The organism is Methylobacterium sp. J-092 (assembly GCF_022829325.1).
Taxonomy (GTDB): domain Bacteria; phylum Pseudomonadota; class Alphaproteobacteria; order Rhizobiales; family Beijerinckiaceae; genus Methylobacterium.
On record NZ_JAKSXU010000038.1, the window covers coordinates 52,218 to 70,873 of the forward strand.

The window sequence follows — 18,656 nt, forward strand, 5'->3', positions numbered from 1 at the left end:
TTCGGCACCAGCGCCGCAGCCGCACCGGCCTTCGGATGGGAGTACTGTGACGACGATGGCGGCGATGCGCTCCTACCTCGATTTCGAGAAGCCCGTGGCCGAGCTTGAGGCGAAGCTCGAGGAACTCCGCGCCGTCGGCGCCCGCGACGGCGCCGTCGCGATCAGCGAGGAGGTCGGGCGGCTGGAAGCGAAGGCGGCGCAGGCGCTGGCCGAGATCTACGCCAACCTCACCCCCTGGCAGAAGACCCAGGTCGCCCGGCATCCGCAGCGGCCGCACTTCGTCGACTACTGCACCGGGCTGATCGAGGATTTCACGCCGATGGCCGGCGACCGCGGCTTCGGCGAGGACGCGGCGATCGTCGGCGGCATGGGGCGCTTCCGCGGCCGGCCGGTCTGCGTGCTCGGCCAGGAGAAGGGCGCGACCACCGAGACGCGCCTGCGGCACAATTTCGGCATGGCCCGCCCGGAAGGCTACCGCAAGGCGGTGCGCCTGATGGAGCTCGCCGACCGGTTCGGGCTGCCGGTTCTGGCCTTCGTCGACACCGCCGGCGCCTTCCCCGGCATCGAGGCCGAGGAGCGCGGCCAAGCCGAGGCCATCGCCCGCTCGACGGAGGCCTGCCTCGGCCTCGGCGTGGCGAACGTCGCGCTGGTGATCGGGGAGGGCGGGTCGGGCGGCGCCATCGCGCTCGCCACCGCCAACCGCGTCCTGATGATGGAGCACGCGATCTACGGCGTGATCTCGCCCGAGGGCGCCGCCTCGATCCTGTGGCGCGACCAGGGCCGTGCGCCCGACGCCGCCACCGCCATGAAAATCACCGCGCAGGACCTGATGCGGCTCGGCATCATCGACACCATCGTCCCCGAGGCGACCGGCGGCGCCCACCGCGACCGCGCCGGCGCCATCGCCGCGGCGGGCGACTCCCTGGCCGGCGCGCTGGCCGAGTTCGACGGCGTGGCCCCCGACGAGATCCGCGACCGCCGCGCCCGCAAGTTCCTCGAGATCGGCCGGCGCCTGTGAGCCGGCCGGAACCCGGCGGCCCCTACGGCACCGGCTTCCTGCGCGGGCTCGGACGCAGGCTCGGCGGCCTGCTCGGCAGCGAGCGCGAGCCCGGCCCGGTCAACCACGTCTCCCTGGGCGCCCATTGCCAGATGGCGCACGTGCTGAAGACGCTCGGGTTGCGTACCTGGTCGGGGCCGTTCGACTGGATCTTCACCATGCCGGGGATGGTTCGCGACTGCCTCGCCGACGACTTCGCCGCGCTCCTGGATCGATCGCAGCTCGAGACCATCCCCCTGGACGAGCGGCAGGGCGAGGGCATCTGGCGCGGGCGCCACCGGCTGTATCGCGAGCGCTACGGGCTCGCATGCGTCTTCAACCACCACGACCCGGCCTCGGACGAGGCCGACTTCCGCTTCCTCGCCGAAGGGGTCCGCCGCCTGCGGATCGCCCTGTCGAACCCGGTCGCCGAGAACCGATTCTGGCTGTTGACCCACCTCCACACGCCGCCCGAGGTCGCCTACGGCATCTGTGACGTTTTGGCACGGCGGGGATCGGGGAACCATTTAACCTTTCTGCAGCACGTGCCGGGCAGCCCCGCGAGGCGCGTCGTGGCGGCCGAGCCGACGCGCCCCGACCTGCGCTGGCTGACGGTCGAAACTTCTTCCGCATCAGTCGGTTTGCGCCTGGCCGACCCGGTCGACGACGCGTTCCTCGTCGACCTGATCGCGGCGGAGTCGCGGCGCACCCTGCGCCCGTCCCCGTGATCCACATCGGGGCCGGTGGCGCCGAGGTCGGCGGGGGGCGGATCCTTGCGGTAACGGAGGCGTAAGCTTACCAAAGCTAGAGAGTGGGGGAGTGACGCACGACGGCTGCCAACAAGGCCCGCGCGCGGTGTGTTCGAGGACGAGGTTCCCCCATGGCTGTGCGCCGGTTCGCCGTTGCAAGTCTCCACAGAGCGTCCCGCCTGATCGCGCCCGTGGCCGTCGCGGCCGCCCTGTCCCTCGGCGGCTGCCAGGACGGGATGATCAACGGCGCCTCGACGCGCTCGCTCACGCCGATCCCGCCCCAGACCCTGTCCCTGATGCAGACCAAGGGGATGCAGCAGAGCGACCCGATCCTGATCCGCGCCTACAAGAAGGAAGCGGAGATGGAGGTGTGGAAGCGCGGGACCGACGGTCGCTACGCGCTCCTGAAGATCTACCCGATCTGCCGTTGGTCGGGCCAGCTCGGGCCCAAGCGCAAGCAGGGCGATCGCCAGGCGCCGGAGGGATTCTACACGATCACCCCGGGCCAGATGAACCCGAACTCGTCCTACTACCTTTCCTTCGACACCGGTTTCCCGAACGCCTACGACCGGGCGAACGGCAGCACCGGCAACTACCTGATGGTCCACGGCACCTGCTCGTCGGCCGGGTGCTTCGCGATGACCGACGCGTCGATGTCGGAGATCTACGCGGTCGCTCGCGAGGCCTTCGCCGGCGGCCAGCGCGCGTTCCAGTTCCAGTCGTATCCGTTCCGGATGACGGCACAAAACATGGCCAAGTACCGGAACGACCCGAACGCTCCGTTCTGGCGCAACCTCAAGGAGGGCGCCGACTATTTCGAGGCCCTGCGCGACGAGCCGAAGGTCGGGGTCTGCGGCACCAAGTACGTGTTCGGCGGCGCGGATGCCGCCGCCGGCTCGTGCACGCCGAAGGTCGATCCGCTCGTCGCCGAGAAGCGCACCCACGACAACCAGGAGATCACCGAGCTCGTCGCCAAGGGCACGCCGGCGACGCGGGTGGTCTACGACGACGGCGGCGGCAACCCGGTGTTCCGCGCCGAGCAGACCACCGCCTTCGCCAACCTCGGCGGCACCGAGACCGAGCTGCCCTACAGCGCCAAGGATTACGGCCGGCACAACCTCGGCGACGTCAGCCGGCCGGAGAGCCTGGCTGCCGGCCCGCGCGAGATCGAGGTCGACGCCAAGGGCCGTCCGGTGATGCTCGCCGCCGCGCCCGAGGCGCCGATCCCGACCAAGGCCGCAGCGTCAGCCCTCGCCAAGGGCGGCAAGGCGGATGCGAGCAAGCCCAGCACTGCCAAGCCCGATGCGGCGAAGCCCGCCACGCGGACGCTGATGGCCAAGCAGCCCGACCCCAGCGACGATGGGGTCAAGGAAGCCGCGAAGGCCAAGCCGGCGCGAATCACGGTCGCCGGCGCTGACGACGATCCGGGCACCTACCGGACGCTGCTCGGCAAGGTCTTCGACAAAGACGCAACGCCGACACCCGCGACGCCGACGGCGGACGCGGTCGTCGCCGAGCCGGTGAAGGTCGCCGCGCAGACCGTCAAGGTGGCTCACGCCGCGCCGCGCCCGGTGCGCAAGGTGACGACGACCGCGCTTCGGACGGACAAGCCCGAGAAGCCCTGACCGATCGCGACGCGCTCGGTCGAACGAAGACAGCCGCCGGTCGCGCGACCGGCGGCTGTCTTCGTTTCGGCGATGCCGCTCAGAGCAGAGGGCGGTCGCGGTTCATCAGCCAGAGCGCGTGGATCATGCCGGGCAGGCCGAACATCAGCGTCAGGACGATGTTGAGGAGGAACTGCAGGCCGATGCCGTTGGTCACGAGCACGGCGATCGGCGGCAGGAAGATCGCAAGAAGGATGCGGACGAGCGTCGACACGGGAACTCCGGGTATGCAGCGAGTGTTGGCGATGCAACGAAGCTAGGCCGTTTCCGTTCCAGCAGCCGGCGGGGGATCTCCTCGGCGTCCCGTGCATGCGCCGGCCACATCCCCGCCGCGAACCGCCCCGATGAGGCGGCCCGTGCGGCCCTTCCCGTCGGAGGTGTTCCCGCGCCGCCAAGGGCGTTCCCGTGACAGCACCGATCCGGCCCCATCCGCCCGAAGGCCAGGCGATCCCGCGCGCGCGTCCCTGGACCGGGCCGGGCTTCGTCGAGTTCGTGGCGATCGTCGCGCTGATGATGGCGGTGACCGCGATCTCGATCGACAACCTGCTGCCGGCCTTCCCGGCGATCCAGGCCCGTTTCGGCGTCGTCGACCCGAACCACCTGCAATGGCTGATCTACGTCTACATGATCGGCTTCGGCTCGGCCCAGATCGTCTACGGCCCGGTCTCCGACGCCCTCGGGCGACGTCCCGTGCTGATCGGCAGCCTGCTGGTCTACGTCGCCGGAACCCTGCTCGCGATGGTCGCGCCGTCGTTCGGATGGCTGCTCGCCGCCCGCGTGATCCAGGGGCTCGGTGCGGCCGGCGGCCGGGTGCTCTCGACCGCGATCGTGCGCGACCGCTTCGCCGGGCGCGAGATGGCGAGCGTGATGTCCTTCACCATGATGGTGTTCCTGATCGTGCCGATGATCGCGCCGGCGATCGGCGGGGCGATGCTCGCGCTCGGCTCCTGGACCTACGTCTTCGTCTCGATGCTCGCGCTCGCAGGGCTGCTCGCGCTCTGGTTCCTAGCGCGCATGCCCGAGACGCTGCATCCGGAATACCGCCGGCCGCTCTCCTTCGCCGCGACGGGGCAGGCCCTGCGGACCACGCTCGGCTGTCGCGTCGCGATCGGCTACGCCACCGCCCTCGGCCTGCTCACCGGCTGCATCATGGGCTATGTCGGCTCGGCCCAGCAGGTGTTCGACACCGGGCTCTACCACCTCGGCGCGCTGTTCCCCCTGGCCTTCGGGCTGGTCGCGGGCGCCATGGGCGCGGCGACCCTGGTCAACGCCCGGGTGGTGGGCCGCCTCGGGATGCGGGCGCTGTCGCATGCGGGGCTGACAACCTTCGTCGCGGTGGCGCTCGGGCAGGTCGCGATCGGGCTCGCCTATGGCGGGCACCCGCCGCTGGCGCTGTTCCTCGCGGTGCTCGCCGGCAACCAGTTCCTGATCAGCTTCGCGATGCCGAACTTCAACGCGCTCGCCCTGCAGCCGCTCGGCGCGATCGCCGGCACGGCCTCCTCGTTCCTCGGGTTCTACACGACGATCCTCGGCGCGCTCTGCGGCTTCGCGATCGGCCAGTGCTTCGACGGCACGACCCTGCCGATCGCCTTCGGCTATGCCGGGCTCGGCGCGGCCGCACTCCTCGTGGTGGCGTGGACCGAGCGCGGACGCCTGTTCCGCGGCGGCGTTTCCGGTTGAGCGCGGGGGCGACTTAACCCGGTCTTCAGCGGTGCGGACGACGATGCCGTCCTCGCCTCAGACCACCGGAGACCACCCGTGATCGCCCGAGCCCAGGACGGACTGCTTCTCGCCGCGCGCCTTCTGCTGGCGGCCGCGCTGCTGCCGACCGGCATCGCCCGCGCCCTCAACGTCTCCGGTTTCGCGCTGACGCTGGCCGGCGCCGGCGTGCCGGCCCCGAACGCGGTGGCGACGCTCGCCGTCGTCGTGCAGGTGTTCGGGCCGCTCGCGCTGATCGTCGGCGTGCTGCCGCGGATCACCGGCGTCGCCCTCGCCGGGTTCGCCGGGCTCACGGCGATGCTGCTCCACGCCTTCTGGCAGTTCTCCGGCCCGGCGGCCGCGGCCGAGCGCACGCTGCTGCTCGCCGACCTCGGGCTCGCCGGCGGCTTCCTGATCTACGCGCTCGCCGGACCCGGCGCCTGGAGCTGGCAGGGCTGGCGCGCCGACGCGACCGGCCGCCCAGCGGCGAAGCCCGCAGCGAAGCCCGCCGCCAGGGGCGCCCCGAAGGCGAGCGCCAACGCGAACCGGCCGCGCCGGGCCAAGGCCGCCTGAGGCGGCCGCGCCGGAGCATGCGCTCCGAGCGGCCTACCGCGACCCCAGGGCGACCAGGCCGAGATGCCCGGCGATCCCGAGGAACGCCACGAAATTGATCCCGAAGACGCGTCCGCGCAGCTTCACGTCGTCGGTCAGGGTCTGCACCGCCGTGTGCACGACCCGGCCGGCGACGAACAGCCAGGCGCAGGCGACGTCGAACCGCCCGACCTCGCCGAAAGCCGCCAGAAGCGCAACGCAGCCGACCATCAGCACCGGCAGCTCGAACTGGTTGGCGAGGTTGCGGGTGATCCGCGCGATCGGCCGCGGCTCGTCGCGACCGAGGACGAAGGCGTCGTACGCGACCTCGCCGCGGCTCACAGCGCGCAGGCGCGCCACGGACAGCCAGACGTAGAGCGCCACGATCAGCCCGATCTGAACGATCAGCGGTTGCAGGATCGAGACGTTCACGCGCAGCCTCCGCGAGCGGACCGTGGGAGGGGAGCCTGCACCTATGGCCGGCCCGGTGCGGCGGCGGGCGCGGCACGCGCGATCATCCGGCCCGAGACCTCGGCGCCGGCATCCGGCGCGAGCTGGCGGAAGGCGAAGACCGAGACCGCCGAGATCAGCGCGACGGCGAAGAAGGCCGGGCCGAAATCCGCCGCCATGATCGCGCTGCGGCCATGCCATTCGGCGGCGCCTTCGAGCGCCAGGGCGCCGAGCGTCACGCCGAGGCTCAAGGAGATCTGCTGCGCGACGCTGGCGAGGCTCGTGCCCGCGCTCATCTCTGACTTCTCGAGGTCGGCGTAGGCGATGGCGTTCACGCAGGTGAACTGGATCGAGCGCAGGCAGCCGCCGAGAAACAGGATCCCGAGCATCAGCCAATGCGGGGTGTCGGCGGTGTAGAGGCCGTTCACCGCGAGGAAGAGCGCGGCGAGGACGGCGTTCGCCACCATCACCGGTCGGAAGCCGTAGCGGCGCAGGATCCGCGGGCCGATCGTCTTCACGAACATCGCGCCGGCCGCCGCGGCGAAGGTGATCAGCCCCGATTGCAGCGGATCGAGCCCGAAGCCGACCTGGAGCATCAGCGGCAGCAGGAACGGGATCGCGCCGGTACCGATGCGGAACAGGCTGCCGCCGACCACCGCGATGCGGAAGGTCGGATGACGCATGAGGTCGAGGCGCAGGATCGGATGCGCCATCCGCCGCGAGTGCCGGAAGTAGAGCGCGAGCAGCACCGCGCCGCCGCCGAGGCTCGCCCAGGACATCCAGGCCGGCAGCAGGTGGCGGCCGGTCGAGGCCAGCCCCAGCATCAGCGCGGCGAGCCCCGGCCCGAGCATGGCGAAGCCGACGAGATCGAGCGGCGGGCGCTCGGGCTCGCGCACGTCCTCGAAGAACAGGGTCGCGAGCACGATCCCGACGATGCCGATCGGAATGTTGATGAAGAAGATCCAGCGCCAGTCGAGATAGGTGGTGATCAGGCCGCCGAGCGGCGGCCCCATGATCGGGCCGATCAGCGCCGGGATCGTCAGGTAGGCCAGCGCCGAGACGAGCTCGGCCTTCGGCACGCTGCGCAGGATCACCAGGCGGCCGACGGGCACCATCATCGCGCCCCCCAAGCCCTGTAGGAACCGGGCGCCGACGAAGCCGGCGAGCCCGCTCGAGACGGCGCAGGCGACGGAGCCCGCCATGAACACCGCGATCGCCGCGCGGAACACCGTGCGCGATCCGTAGCGGTCGGCCATCCAGCCGCTGATGGGGATGAAGATCGCCAGGCTGACGAGGTAGGCGGTCAGCGCGAGCTTTGGGGCGATCGGGTCCTCGCCGAGGCTCTGAGCGATGGTCGGCAGCGCCGTGGCGATCACCGTCGAGTCGGTGTTCTCCATGAACAGGGCGGTGGCGACGACGAGGGGGACGATCTGGGATGCGCGCATCGGGCCGGGCAAGCGTTCGGGGCACCCGGCATCGTGGCGACGGCCGGGCGTGCGGCGCAGCGCTTGACACGGGATGTGCGCCCGGTCGATCCGTGGCGGATCGGCCACGCTTTGTTTCCGAACATGGCTGAACCGCGCCGCAACCCTTCCGAGCAGGCCGGATCGGCCTTAAGCTTTACGGTAACGATGCCGTGTCCCCGCGCGGCGCCCCGCTCCTCGGCGGCGGCGCCCGGGACGACGCGGCGACACCCGCGAAAGTGACAGGATGCTTCGTCCGTCGACACTGCCCCGATCGCTGCCGCGGCTCGTCGCCGCGTCCGCGGTGATGTTCGTCCTCGGCGCCTGCGGCACCGTGCTCCTCAACGATGTCGGCTCGCTCAGCCGCTACGACCGGCTCCGGGCCAGCACCGAGGCCTCGACCACGGCGCGCCTCTACGCCGACGCCGACGCGCTCGCCCGGACCAGGACCGTCCGGATCATCCCGACGCAGTTCCCGGCCAACGTCTCCGGTGCGGTCGGCATCAGCGAGGCGGAGCGCCGGCTGGTCGCCAACAACGCCGACCGCGCGCTCTGCTACGAGCTGTCGCTGCGCTACGACGTGGTGTCGAGCCGCAACGCCGACCTGACCGTGCGCGCCCAGGTGACCCGCGTCGACCCGACCGACCTGATCGGCGCCGGCGCCACCATCGGCACCTCCGCCGCCGTCACCGTCGCCGGCCAGGTCGGCATCGGCTTCGCCGAGGGCCTCGGGCGCATCCCGATCCCGCGGGTGCCGATCGGGCTCGGAAGCCTCACCGTCGAGGCCGAGGCGCTCGACCGCCGCCACGAGCAGCGGGCGGCGATGGTCTGGGGCGGGGCGGCCAACTCGTTCACGAGCCAGCCGCGCTACTCGCACATCAGCGACGCCTACGATCTCGCCGGCGATTTCGGCCAGGATTTCGGGTTCTACCTCGCCACCGGCGAGGACCCGTTCAAGGCGCCGCTGACCCTGCCGAACTGGAACCGCATCCGGGTGACCACGCTCGGCGAGGCGCCCCTCGACCCCGATTGCGAAGCGTTCGGCCGGGCGCCCGGCCTCGATGGGATCCTCACCGACTACATCGGCCTGCCGCCGGACTATTCCGACAAGGGGCCGCGCGTCCGCTGAGGCGGGAAGGGCGGTCGCGGACGCCATGCGGCGGACGCAACCGGCCCACGCGGGGTTTATCCCGTGCCGCGCCGGGTTGCCGCCTTTGCGGGCACCCCACCGCATGATACTGGCCCGTGCCAACCCGCTCCATGCCGAACCCGATCTCGCGTCGGCCCGGCAGCCCTTCAGGACCGTTGGCTCATGGCCCGTATCAGCTCCGCTTCGATCATCGAGGGCCTGACCTTCGACGACGTCCTCCTGCGTCCGGCCGCCTCGTCGGTGATGCCGACCGAGGTCAACGTCGCGACGCAGCTGACGCGCACCATCAGCCTGAACCTGCCGATCGTCGCCTCGGCGATGGACACCGTCACCGAGGCGCCGATGGCGATCGCCATGGCCCAGAACGGCGGCCTCGGCGTCATCCACCGCAACCTCGAGCCGGCGGAGCAGGCCGAGCAGGTCCGCCTCGTCAAGAAGTACGAGTCGGGCATGGTGCTCAACCCGATCACCATCCATCCCGACGAGACCCTGGCCGACGCCTTCGAGGTGATGAAGGCCAACCGCATCTCCGGCATCCCGGTGGTCGAGCGCGGCCCGAACGGCTCGCGCGGCAAGCTCGTCGGCATCCTCACCAACCGCGACGTGCGCTTCGCGACGCATCCGGCCCAGCCCGTCTCCGAGCTGATGACCCGCGACCGGCTGATCACGGTGCGCGAGGGCGTGACGCAGGACGAGGCCAAGCACCTCCTGCACCAGTTCCGGATCGAGAAGCTGCTCGTGGTCGACGACCACTTCCGCTGCATCGGCCTGATCACGGTCAAGGACATCGAGAAGCAGGTCACCTACCCGAAGGCGGTCAAGGACGAGCAGGGCCGGCTGCGGGTCGCGGCGGCCACCACCACCGGCGACCAGGGCTTCGAGCGGGCCGAGCGCCTGATCGATGCCGGCTGCGACGTGATCGTGGTCGACACCGCGCACGGCCACTCGATCAAGGTGCTCGACAGCGTGCGCCGGGTGAAGCAGCTCTCCAACGCCGTGCAGGTCATCGCCGGCAACGTCGCGACCCGCGAGGGCACGCAGGCGCTGATCGACGCGGGCGCGGACGCGGTGAAGGTCGGCATCGGGCCGGGCTCGATCTGCACCACCCGCATCGTCGCCGGCGTCGGCGTGCCGCAGCTCACCGCGATCATGGAGGCGGTCGAGGCCGCTCACGACGCCGGCATCCCGGTGATCGCCGACGGCGGCATCAAGTATTCCGGCGACCTCGCCAAGGCGATCGCCGCCGGCGCCTCGGTGGCGATGCTCGGCTCGCTGCTCGCCGGCACGGACGAGGCCCCCGGTGAGGTGTTCCTGTACCAGGGCCGCTCCTACAAGAGCTACCGCGGCATGGGCTCGGTCGGCGCGATGGCCCGCGGCTCGGCCGACCGCTACTTCCAGGCCGAGGTCAACGACACCCACAAGCTCGTGCCCGAGGGCATCGAGGGGCAGGTGCCGTACAAGGGCCCGGTGGCGGCCGTCCTGCACCAGCTCGCCGGCGGCCTGCGCGCCGCCATGGGCTATGTCGGCGCCCCGAGCGTGCCGGAGTTCCAGGAGCGCGCGCAGTTCATCCGCATCACCAATGCCGGCCTGCGCGAGAGCCACGTCCACGACGTGACGATCACCCGCGAGAGCCCGAACTACCCCTCGCGCACCTGAGGCGGGGCGGCGTCACGGGCGGGTCCGGCGGGAAACGGTGTTTCGGAGAGCGACGATGCGGGTGCTGGTGGTCGGGGCCGGGGCGACCGGCGGCTATTACGGGGCGCGGCTCGCGGAGGCCGGGCGCGACGTGACCTTCCTCGTCCGCCCGGCGCGCGCGGACAAGCTCGCGGCGAACGGGCTCGTCGTGGAAAGCAAGCTCGGCGACCTGCATCTCGCCGCGCCCAAGACCGTCACGGCGGCCGCGCTGCCCGCGGCCGGCGGCTTCGACCTCGTCCTGCTCTCGTGCAAGGCCTACGACCTCGCCGGCGCCCTCGACGACCTCGCGCCGGCGGTGGGGGAAGGCACCGCCATCCTGCCGATCCTCAACGGGATGGCGCATCTCGACGCGCTGGACGCGCGCTTCGGCGCGGCCAGCGTGCTCGGCGGCTCCTGCGCCATCGCGGCGACGCTGGGGCCTGAGGGCGCAATCCGCCACATGAGCGACTTCTGCACGCTGACCTTCGGCGAGCGCGACGGCTCCCGATCCGAGCGCTGCGACGCGATCGAGACGCTGATGCGGGACGTGAAGTTCCAGCCGCGCCTGTCCGACAGGATCGTGCTGGAGATGTGGGAGAAGTGGGTGTTCCTCGCCACGCTGGCCGGCGCGACCACCCTGATGCGCGGCACCGTCGGCGACATCGTCGGGGCCGAGGGCGGCCGCGACTTCATCGCCGGCCTGCACGACGAATGCCTCGCCATCGCCGCGGCGAACGGATTCGCGCCGCGCGAGAAGGTGGCGGCCCAGGCCCGGACCATGCTGACCACGGAAGGCGCGCCGCTCACCGCCTCGATGCTGCGCGACATCGAGGGCAGGGGCCGGATCGAGGCCGACCACGTCGTCGGCGACCTGATCGCCCGCGGGCGCTCGGTCACGCCGGACACCGCGCTGCCACATCTCGAGCGGGTCTTCACCGGCCTCAAGACCTATGAGCGCCGCCGCGCCCGCGAACAGGCGGCCTGAGATCTCGGCCCGCGCGGGCCGAGATCCGGATATCCTTCAGTAGCGCGGGCCGGGAGGCGGGGGCGGGTTGCCGTATTCGAGCTGCGTCTTGGCATCGAGCGGGCGCCGCGGCGGCGGCGTCAGGTCGGGAGCGGCCGGTGCGGTGGAGCAGGCGGCGACCGCCAACATCAGGATGCCGGCGAGGCTGAGGTGGATCACGGGCGACATGGGTTCTTCCGGCCTTCGCGACGGCGGGTTCCGTCGGAGCCTGCAGGTCTGAGCGCCGATCGTGCCGGAAGCTCGGCCGTATCGTGTCCGCGGCGCGGGTTAAGCGTGGCCGTATCGTGGCCGCGCGGATTTCCTTCGACAGGCGGGGCGCTGCGGGTCTATCGCGCTCGCGACACGCCTTCATCCGCCAAAGGAGACCGTCCTGACTCCAGCCGCCCGCTGCGCCGCCGCCATCGAGGTGCTCGCCGACATCGCCGGTCGTCGCCGACCGGCCGCCGACGCCCTCAAGGATTGGGGCCTGAGCCATCGCTTCGCCGGATCGGGCGACCGCGGCGGCATCGCCAGCCTCGTCTACGACGCCCTGCGGCGGCGGTCCTCGGCCGCCTGGGTCATGGGCGACGACGGCCCGCGCGCGGTGCTGCTCGGGTCGCTGCGGCTGCAGCAGGGTCTCGCCGCCCCCTCGATCGCGGCGCTGTTCAGCGGCGAGGGTTTCGCGCCGGAGAAGCTCAACGACGACGAGGCACGGCGCTTGGCCGAGGGAAACCTTGCCGACGCGCCGCCACACGTCGCGGGCGACGTCCCCGAATGGGTGCTGCCGCAGCTGGAGGCGATCCTCGGCGCCGATCTCCTGCCGGAGCTGAAGGCGCTCGCCCGGCGTGCGCCCCTCGACATCCGCGTCAACGCCCTCAAGGGCGACCGGGCGGCGGCGATGCCGGGCCTCGCCCACCATGCGGCCGCGCCGACGCCGCACGCGCCGATGGGCCTGCGCGTCCCGATCGGCGCGGACGGGCGCGGGCCGGCGCTGCATGTCGAGCCGGAATTCCTCGACGGCTGGTACGAGATCCAGGACGAGGGCTCGCAGCTCGCCGCCATGCTGACGGGCGCCGGCGAGGCTGAGACGATCGTCGACCTTTGCGCCGGCGGCGGCGGCAAGACCCTGGCGCTGGCGGCACTGACCGGGAACGGCGGTCGCCTGATCGCCACCGACGACGACCCGCGCCGCCTCGCGCCGATCCACGAGCGCCTGAGGCGCTCCGGCGCGAATGCCGAGGTGCGCACGCCCCGCGGCGGCCGGGTGCGCACGGACGTGCTCGCCGACCTCGACGGACAGGCCGACCGCGTGCTGGTGGACGCGCCCTGCACCGGCACCGGCACCTGGCGCCGCAACCCCGACGCGAAGTGGCGCCTGCGCCCGAACAGCCTCGCCGCGCGGGTCGCCGAGCAGGCGACGGTGCTCGACCGCGCCGGCCGGCTGGTGCGCCCCGGCGGCCGCATCACCTACGTCACCTGCTCGCTCCTGCCGGCGGAGAACGACGACGCGGTGGCCGGCTTCCTCGCGCGCGGCGCCGGGGCCTTCGCGGTCGTGCCGGCACGCGACGTCGCCGAGGCCCATGCCCCGGGCTTGGCGGAGACGCTGCGCTTCACCACGCATGGGCTGCAGATGAGCCCGGCGCGAACCGGCACGGACGGGTTCTACGTCGCGACCCTGGCGCGAGCCGGCTGAGGATCGCAACCGCTCCGTCCAGCCGGCGTTGTCCGAGCGATTCCGAAGACACCGCAGGAGACCGATGGGCCTGGACCGGAGAACGCTCCTGGCTGCGACCGCGGCCGCGATGGCGGGGCAGGGCGCCGCGCATGCCCAAGCCCCGCCCAACCCGCCGGGCGAGCTGGTCCCGGCCCTGCCGCGGACGGCACCCGGCGCGCAGCTCCAGGTCATCGATCTCTGGCCGGGCGATCCGCCGGGCGGCGGCGAGGGTCCGGATCCGAACGGCTACCGCTTCGACGAGACGGCGCGCGGCGTCATCACCAAGGTCGAGCGCCCCTGCCTGCTGGTGATCCGGCCGGACAAGCCGAACGGATCGGCGATGATCGTCGCGGCCGGCGGCGGCTACCGCTTCATCGACATCGGCAACGAGGGCGTGCCCGTCGGCCAGATGCTGACGGCGGCCGGCATCACCGTGTTCCTGCTGATCTACCGGCTGCCCGGCGAGGGCTGGGACAACGGCCCCGATGCGCCGCGGCAGGACGCGCAGCGCTCGGTGCGGCTGGTGCGGGCGCAATCGACCGAGCTCGGCATCGATCCCGCCCGCGTCGGGGTGCTGGGCTTCTCGGCCGGCGGGCACCTGATGGGCGAGACCGCGGTCGGCAACCAGAACCTCTACCCGCCGGTCGACGCGCACGACGCCCTGCCGTACCGCCCGGCGCTCGCCGGGCTGCTCTATCCCGTCATCACCATGAAGGCGCCTTTCGACGGCACCTCCACCCGCCGCGTGCTCGTCGGCGACGAGGTCACCGAGGTCGAGATGCGGACCTACTCGGTCGACGTGCAGGTCCGCGCCGACACGCCGCCGATGTTCATGGCGCAGGCGATGGACGATCCGATCGCGGTCTGCGACCACGTGCTCCTGATGTTCACCGCCCTGCGCAGGGCGAAGATACCGGCCGAGATGCACCTGTTCGAGCGCGGCGGCCACGGTTTCGGGCTCGGGCCGCCCGGCACGCCGGTGGCGGCGTGGCCGAACCTGTTCCTCGCCTGGCTTCGCGTGCGCGGGTTCCTGGCGACGTGATGGACACCGCGACGCCCGCGCCTCCGCCCGGGCGCCTAGGGGGAATCCCGTGCCCATGCGCGTCGTGAACAGGCGCGCGCGGCCCGCATGCGACGGCTGCGTTGCACGGCGCAATCGCCTCGTCTAACGCGAGAAGCATGAACACCGACCACGACAAGATCCTGATCGTCGATTTCGGCTCGCAGGTGACCCAGCTCATCGCCCGGCGCGTCCGGGAGGAGGGGGTCTATTGCGAGATCGTGCCGTTCACCAAGGCGGCGGAGGCCTTCGCCGAGACGCGGCCGAAGGGCGTGATCCTGTCGGGCGGCCCCGAATCGGTGACGAGCGACGCCTCGCCGCGAACCCCGCAGGTGGTGTTCGATTCGGGCGTCCCGGTCTTCGGCATCTGCTACGGCCAGCAGACGATGGCGGCCCAGCTCGGCGGCGAGGTCGAGGGCGGCCACCATGCCGAGTTCGGCCGCGCCGAGATCGAGATCATCTCGGAATGCCCCCTGTTCAAGGGGGTCTGGCACGTCGGAGAGCATTACCCCGTCTGGATGAGCCACGGCGACCGGGTCACCAAGCTGCCCGACGGCTTCACCACCGTGGCGATCTCGAAGAACGCCCCCTTCGCGGCGGTGGCCGACGAGGCTCGCAACTACTACGCGGTGCAGTTCCACCCGGAGGTGGCGCACACGCCGCACGGTGCCCTGCTGATCCGCAATTTCGTGCGCGACATCGCCGGCTGCTCGGGCGACTGGACCATGGGCGCCTACCGCGCCGAGGCGATCGCCAAGATCCGCGAGCAGGTCGGATCCGAGAAGGTGATCTGCGGCCTCTCGGGCGGCGTCGATTCGTCGGTGGCGGCCGTGCTGCTGCACGAGGCGATCGGCGATCAGCTCACCTGCGTCTTCGTCGACCACGGGCTGCTGCGCATGGGCGAGGCCGAGGAGGTCGTGCGGCTGTTCCGCGACCACTACAACATCCCGCTCGTCCACGTGCAGGCGCAGGACCTGTTCCTCGACGCCCTCACCGGCGTCAGCGACCCCGAGGAGAAGCGCAAGACCATCGGCCGCCTGTTCATCGACGTGTTCGACGCGGAATCGAAGAAGATCGGCGGCGCGGCCTTCCTGGCCCAGGGCACGCTCTACCCGGACGTGATCGAGAGCGTGTCGTTCTCCGGCGGCCCCTCGGTGACGATCAAGAGCCACCACAACGTCGGCGGCCTGCCGGCGCGCATGAACATGAAGCTCGTCGAGCCGCTGCGCGAGCTGTTCAAGGACGAGGTCCGCGTGCTCGGGCGCGAGCTCGGCCTGCCCGACGCCTTCGTCGGCCGCCATCCGTTCCCGGGGCCCGGGCTCGCGATCCGCTGTCCCGGCACGATCACGCCGGAGAAGCTGGAGGCCCTGCGCAAGGCCGACGCGATCTACCTCGACGAGATCCGCCGGGCCGGCCTCTACGACACGATCTGGCAGGCCTTCGCGGTGATCCTGCCGGTCAAGACCGTCGGCGTGATGGGCGACGGGCGCACCTACGACCACGTCTGCGCGCTGCGCGCCGTCACCTCGGTCGACGGCATGACGGCCGACTTCTACCCGTTCGACATGGCCTTCCTCGGCCGGGTCGCGACCCGGATCATCAACGAGGTCAAGGGCATCAACCGCGTCACCTACGACATCACCTCGAAGCCGCCCGGCACGATCGAGTGGGAATGACCCGGGTTTTTGCTGCTCGCATCGCTGCACGGCCGGTCAGGGCTACGGACCCGCACATTATTTCTCTTGAGTCATGAAGATGGTGACTGGTCGATGAGGGACAGTTAATGCCGCTCGGCTAACCTTCGCGCCTCGCCGCCTCGGGTGGGGGATTGCGAACCATGACCGCCAGCAAAGCCGAACCGATCGGCGTCGACCCGTCCGGCCGGACGGCAGCGATCGGCCTCGACCTCGTCCAGACCCTCGTATTCGCAGGTACGCTGCTCCTGGCGGCGTTCCTGCTCTTCGTCCTGCAGCCGATCTTCACCAAGCGCGTCCTTCCCGTCCTCGGCGGCACGCCCGCGGTGTGGTCGGTCGCGACGGTGGTGTTCCAGGGGCTGCTGCTCGCGGGCTACGCCTACGCGCATGCGACGACGCGCTGGCTGTCGCTGCGTGCCTCGGTCGCGCTGCACGGTCTCGTGCTGCTCGCCGGGGCGGCGTTCCTGCCGATCACGGTCTCGCTGGACGCCGCGGCGCAAGGCGGCGACGAGGCCGTCTGGCTCGTCGGCCTGTTCCTGGCCTCGATCGGCGCGCCGTTCTTCGCCCTGTCGGCGAGCGCTCCGCTGCTGCAGGCGTGGTTCGCCCGGTCCGGCAACGATCGGGCACAGGATCCGTACTTCCTCTACCGCGCCTCCAATCTCGGCTCGTTCTCCGCCCTGATCGCCTATCCGCTGGCGATCGAGCCGATCCTCGGGCTCGCCGAGCAGACCAGGCTGTGGTCCGCCGGCTATGCCGCGGCCGCGGCCGCGGTCGCGGCCTGCGCGCTCACGGTCGTCGGCCGAGGCGGCGCGCACGGGATCGTCGCGCCGGCGCGGACGACCGGCACGGCGCACGCGGCTCCGAGCCTGGCGCGGCGCGGCGCCTGGATCGGCCTGTCGGCCGTCCCCTCCGGCCTGCTCGTCGCCGTGACGGCGCACATCACCACGGATGTGGCCGCCATCCCGCTGATGTGGGTGCTGCCGCTGGCGCTCTACCTCCTGACCTTCGTCATCGCCTTCCGCCCGCTCGCATCCTTGCCGGACCGTCCCCTGGCCGCCGCGCAGGCTTGGGGGACCGCGATCGTCCTCGGCGCGGCCGTGGTCGGCCGGCTGCCCTTCGCCGTCGACCTGCCGCTCAGCCTCAGCCTCTGCTTCGTCGCCGGCCTCGTCGCCCACCGCGCCGTCTTCTGCCTGCGCCCCGAGCCGGGCCGGCTGACCGAGTTTTATCTTTGCACCTCGCTCGGCGGGATGCTCGGTGGCCTGTTCGCGGCCCTGATCGCGCCGCGGCTGTTTGCGACGATCGCCGAATATCCGATCCTGCTGGTGGCGGCGCTCGCCTGCCGTCCCGGCGTCTTCGTCCGCGCCCGCCCCGTCTGCATCGTGGCGATGCGTCGCCTTGTCGGGACGCTTGCCGGGCTGGTCGGGGTCGCCATCCTCGTCCGCTACGCTCCCGACGCGGCGCCGCGCGCCGCAGCGGGCGTGATGATGACGGTCCTGCTGCTGAACTGGCGCGCGCCGCAGGCGGCCTTCGGCTTTGCCGCCCTGTTCTGCGGGCTGGTGCTGGCGATGCCGCATCTGACGATCCAGGACATCGAGAGCCGCCGCAGCTTCTTCGGGGTCCACCGCATCGAGACCGATCCGCAGGGACGCTTCCGCCTGCTCTCGCACGGCACGACCCTGCACGGCGCCATGCGCATCCGCGAGGACGACGGCAGCCCGGTTGTCGGGCCGCCGGAGCCGACGACCTACTACGCCACCGGCAACGCCATCGCCGACGTCCTCGAGGTCGCGCGCCGCGCCTACGGGCCGGTGCCGCGGGTCTCGGTGGTCGGGCTCGGGGCCGGCAGCCTCGCCTGCCAGGCGCGGGCCGGGGAAGCCTGGACATTCTACGAGATCGATCCGGTGGTCGTCGCGATCGCGCACGATCCGAGCCTGTTCCGCTTCCTCTCCGCCTGCGCGCCGTCGGCCCGCATCGTCCAGGGCGACGCCCGCCTGACCCTGGCCCGCGCGACCGAGCCGACCCGCGTGCTGATCGTCGACGCGTTCTCCTCGGACGCGATCCCGATGCACCTGCTCACCGGCGAGGCCCTGGCGCTCTACCGCGACCGCCTCGACGCGCAGGGGGTGCTGGCGCTCCACATCTCCAACCAGCATTTCGACCTGCGGCCGGCGCTCGCCCGTGCCGCGGCGGAACAGGGCCTCGCGCTTCTCCAGCGCATCGACCCGATCGTCGAGCCGATCGAACGGCGTTTCCGCGCTCCGGCGATGGTGGTGATCGCAACGCGCGATGCAACGATCCGGCGGGAGGCCGCGCGGCTCGGCTGGACGCCCGTCGTCCCCGACATGACGCGGCGGCCCTGGACGGACGACTACGCCAACGTGCTGGAGGCCTTCCTCGACATGATGCGCCCGCGCGGCGACGCCACGCCCGCGCCCGGGCGCTGACCGGGTTTATCGATCGGCGCCGGCGCGCACCGGGCAACGCTCACAGGGCGGTCTTGGGCATGAGCATATGGACGCCCTTGTTGCCGTCGACCGTCTGGGTGATGCGCAGGTTTCCGGCGAGCGAGCACAGCATGTAGGCCTGGTTGCGGGTCAGCCCGGTGCGGGCGCAGACGTGGCGCACCATCTCGCGCACCGCCTGCCGCATCGCCTCGTCGAGGCTCTCGTGCAGGCCGATCGTCATCAGGTCGGTGGGCGTCTCGGCGAAC

16 protein-coding genes and 1 pseudogene are annotated in these 18,656 nt (G+C 71.7%); 12 read left to right on the top strand and 5 right to left on the bottom strand.

The window, feature by feature from the left end; genetic code table 11:
• Window positions 1-64 precede the first annotated feature (64 nt).
• From MKK60_RS01735 to MKK60_RS01745, 3 genes are all read left to right on the top strand, one after another.
• Window positions 65-1,018 carry an acetyl-CoA carboxylase carboxyltransferase subunit alpha gene (locus MKK60_RS01735; RefSeq protein ID WP_243983622.1) on the top strand — a complete coding sequence of 318 codons (954 nt, stop codon included), beginning with the start codon at window positions 65-67 and terminating at the stop codon, window positions 1,016-1,018.
• Complete coding sequence (locus MKK60_RS01740) at window positions 1,015-1,764, top strand: DUF1796 family putative cysteine peptidase (protein ID WP_243983609.1); 750 nt, start codon at window positions 1,015-1,017, stop codon at window positions 1,762-1,764. Before MKK60_RS01735 ends, MKK60_RS01740 begins: the two co-directional genes overlap by 4 nt.
• A 152-nt stretch (window positions 1,765-1,916) precedes the next feature.
• Window positions 1,917-3,410: a L,D-transpeptidase family protein gene (locus MKK60_RS01745; RefSeq protein ID WP_409567348.1), complete on the top strand. Its 1,494-nt coding sequence runs from the start codon at window positions 1,917-1,919 to the stop codon at window positions 3,408-3,410.
• Between the two features lie 79 nt (window positions 3,411-3,489).
• Here MKK60_RS01745 and MKK60_RS01750 read toward each other — a convergent pair whose 3' ends face one another.
• Entirely contained in the window at window positions 3,490-3,663 is a 174-nt protein-coding gene (locus MKK60_RS01750) for a YqaE/Pmp3 family membrane protein (RefSeq protein ID WP_147728777.1), read from the bottom strand.
• Between the two features lie 191 nt (window positions 3,664-3,854).
• On the opposite strand from MKK60_RS01750, the gene MKK60_RS01755 reads away from it, so the two are divergent.
• Together MKK60_RS01755 and MKK60_RS01760 are read left to right on the top strand one after the other, a co-directional pair.
• On the top strand, window positions 3,855-5,129 hold the full coding sequence (locus MKK60_RS01755; RefSeq protein ID WP_243983610.1) for a multidrug effflux MFS transporter: 1,275 nt from the start codon (window positions 3,855-3,857) through the stop codon (window positions 5,127-5,129).
• A gap of 78 nt (window positions 5,130-5,207) precedes the next feature.
• Window positions 5,208-5,720, top strand: coding sequence for a DoxX family protein (locus tag MKK60_RS01760; RefSeq protein WP_243983611.1), 513 nt, complete (start codon window positions 5,208-5,210; stop codon window positions 5,718-5,720).
• A 33-nt stretch (window positions 5,721-5,753) separates the two neighbouring features.
• Here MKK60_RS01760 and MKK60_RS01765 read toward each other — a convergent pair whose 3' ends face one another.
• Together MKK60_RS01765 and MKK60_RS01770 are read right to left on the bottom strand one after the other, a co-directional pair.
• On the bottom strand, window positions 5,754-6,170 hold the full coding sequence (locus tag MKK60_RS01765; RefSeq protein WP_243983612.1) for an MAPEG family protein: 417 nt from the start codon (window positions 6,168-6,170) through the stop codon (window positions 5,754-5,756).
• A gap of 41 nt (window positions 6,171-6,211) precedes the next feature.
• The gene (locus MKK60_RS01770; RefSeq protein ID WP_243983613.1) at window positions 6,212-7,633 is read right to left on the bottom strand and encodes an MFS transporter; all 1,422 of its coding nucleotides are present in this window, start codon (window positions 7,631-7,633) and stop codon (window positions 6,212-6,214) included.
• A gap of 265 nt (window positions 7,634-7,898) precedes the next feature.
• Here MKK60_RS01770 and MKK60_RS01775 point away from each other — a divergent pair, with 265 nt between their 5' ends.
• From MKK60_RS01775 to panE, 3 genes are all read left to right on the top strand, one after another.
• Window positions 7,899-8,780, top strand: coding sequence for a DUF3313 domain-containing protein (locus tag MKK60_RS01775; RefSeq protein WP_243983614.1), 882 nt, complete (start codon window positions 7,899-7,901; stop codon window positions 8,778-8,780).
• 183 nt (window positions 8,781-8,963) lie between these two features.
• Window positions 8,964-10,457, top strand: coding sequence for an IMP dehydrogenase (gene guaB / locus MKK60_RS01780; protein ID WP_147728108.1), 1,494 nt, complete (start codon window positions 8,964-8,966; stop codon window positions 10,455-10,457).
• 55 nt (window positions 10,458-10,512) lie between these two features.
• Window positions 10,513-11,460 (top strand): 2-dehydropantoate 2-reductase, encoded by a 948-nt coding sequence (panE, locus tag MKK60_RS01785; protein ID WP_243983615.1) that lies wholly within the window; start codon window positions 10,513-10,515, stop codon window positions 11,458-11,460.
• A gap of 36 nt (window positions 11,461-11,496) precedes the next feature.
• On the opposite strand, the gene MKK60_RS01790 is transcribed toward panE, so the two are convergent.
• Complete coding sequence (locus MKK60_RS01790) at window positions 11,497-11,667, bottom strand: hypothetical protein (RefSeq protein ID WP_243933395.1); 171 nt, start codon at window positions 11,665-11,667, stop codon at window positions 11,497-11,499.
• 202 nt (window positions 11,668-11,869) lie between these two features.
• Between MKK60_RS01790 and MKK60_RS01795 the strand changes: the two genes are divergently transcribed.
• The 4 genes from MKK60_RS01795 (at window position 11,870) to MKK60_RS01810 (ending at window position 18,390) form a co-directional block, all read left to right on the top strand.
• Complete coding sequence (locus tag MKK60_RS01795; RefSeq protein WP_243983624.1) at window positions 11,870-13,171, top strand: RsmB/NOP family class I SAM-dependent RNA methyltransferase; 1,302 nt, start codon at window positions 11,870-11,872, stop codon at window positions 13,169-13,171.
• A gap of 64 nt (window positions 13,172-13,235) precedes the next feature.
• On the top strand, window positions 13,236-14,234 hold the full coding sequence (locus MKK60_RS01800) for an alpha/beta hydrolase (protein WP_243983616.1): 999 nt from the start codon (window positions 13,236-13,238) through the stop codon (window positions 14,232-14,234).
• 137 nt (window positions 14,235-14,371) lie between these two features.
• Window positions 14,372-15,928, top strand: a complete 1,557-nt coding sequence (gene guaA, locus MKK60_RS01805; RefSeq protein WP_147728849.1) for a glutamine-hydrolyzing GMP synthase — start codon at window positions 14,372-14,374, stop codon at window positions 15,926-15,928.
• 161 nt (window positions 15,929-16,089) lie between these two features.
• Window positions 16,090-18,390 carry a spermidine synthase gene (locus MKK60_RS01810; RefSeq protein WP_243983617.1) on the top strand — a complete coding sequence of 767 codons (2,301 nt, stop codon included), beginning with the start codon at window positions 16,090-16,092 and terminating at the stop codon, window positions 18,388-18,390.
• A 40-nt stretch (window positions 18,391-18,430) separates the two neighbouring features.
• On the opposite strand, the pseudogene MKK60_RS01815 reads toward MKK60_RS01810, so the two are convergent.
• Window positions 18,431-18,656: pseudogene (locus tag MKK60_RS01815) on the bottom strand (acetamidase/formamidase family protein); the annotation flags it as partial.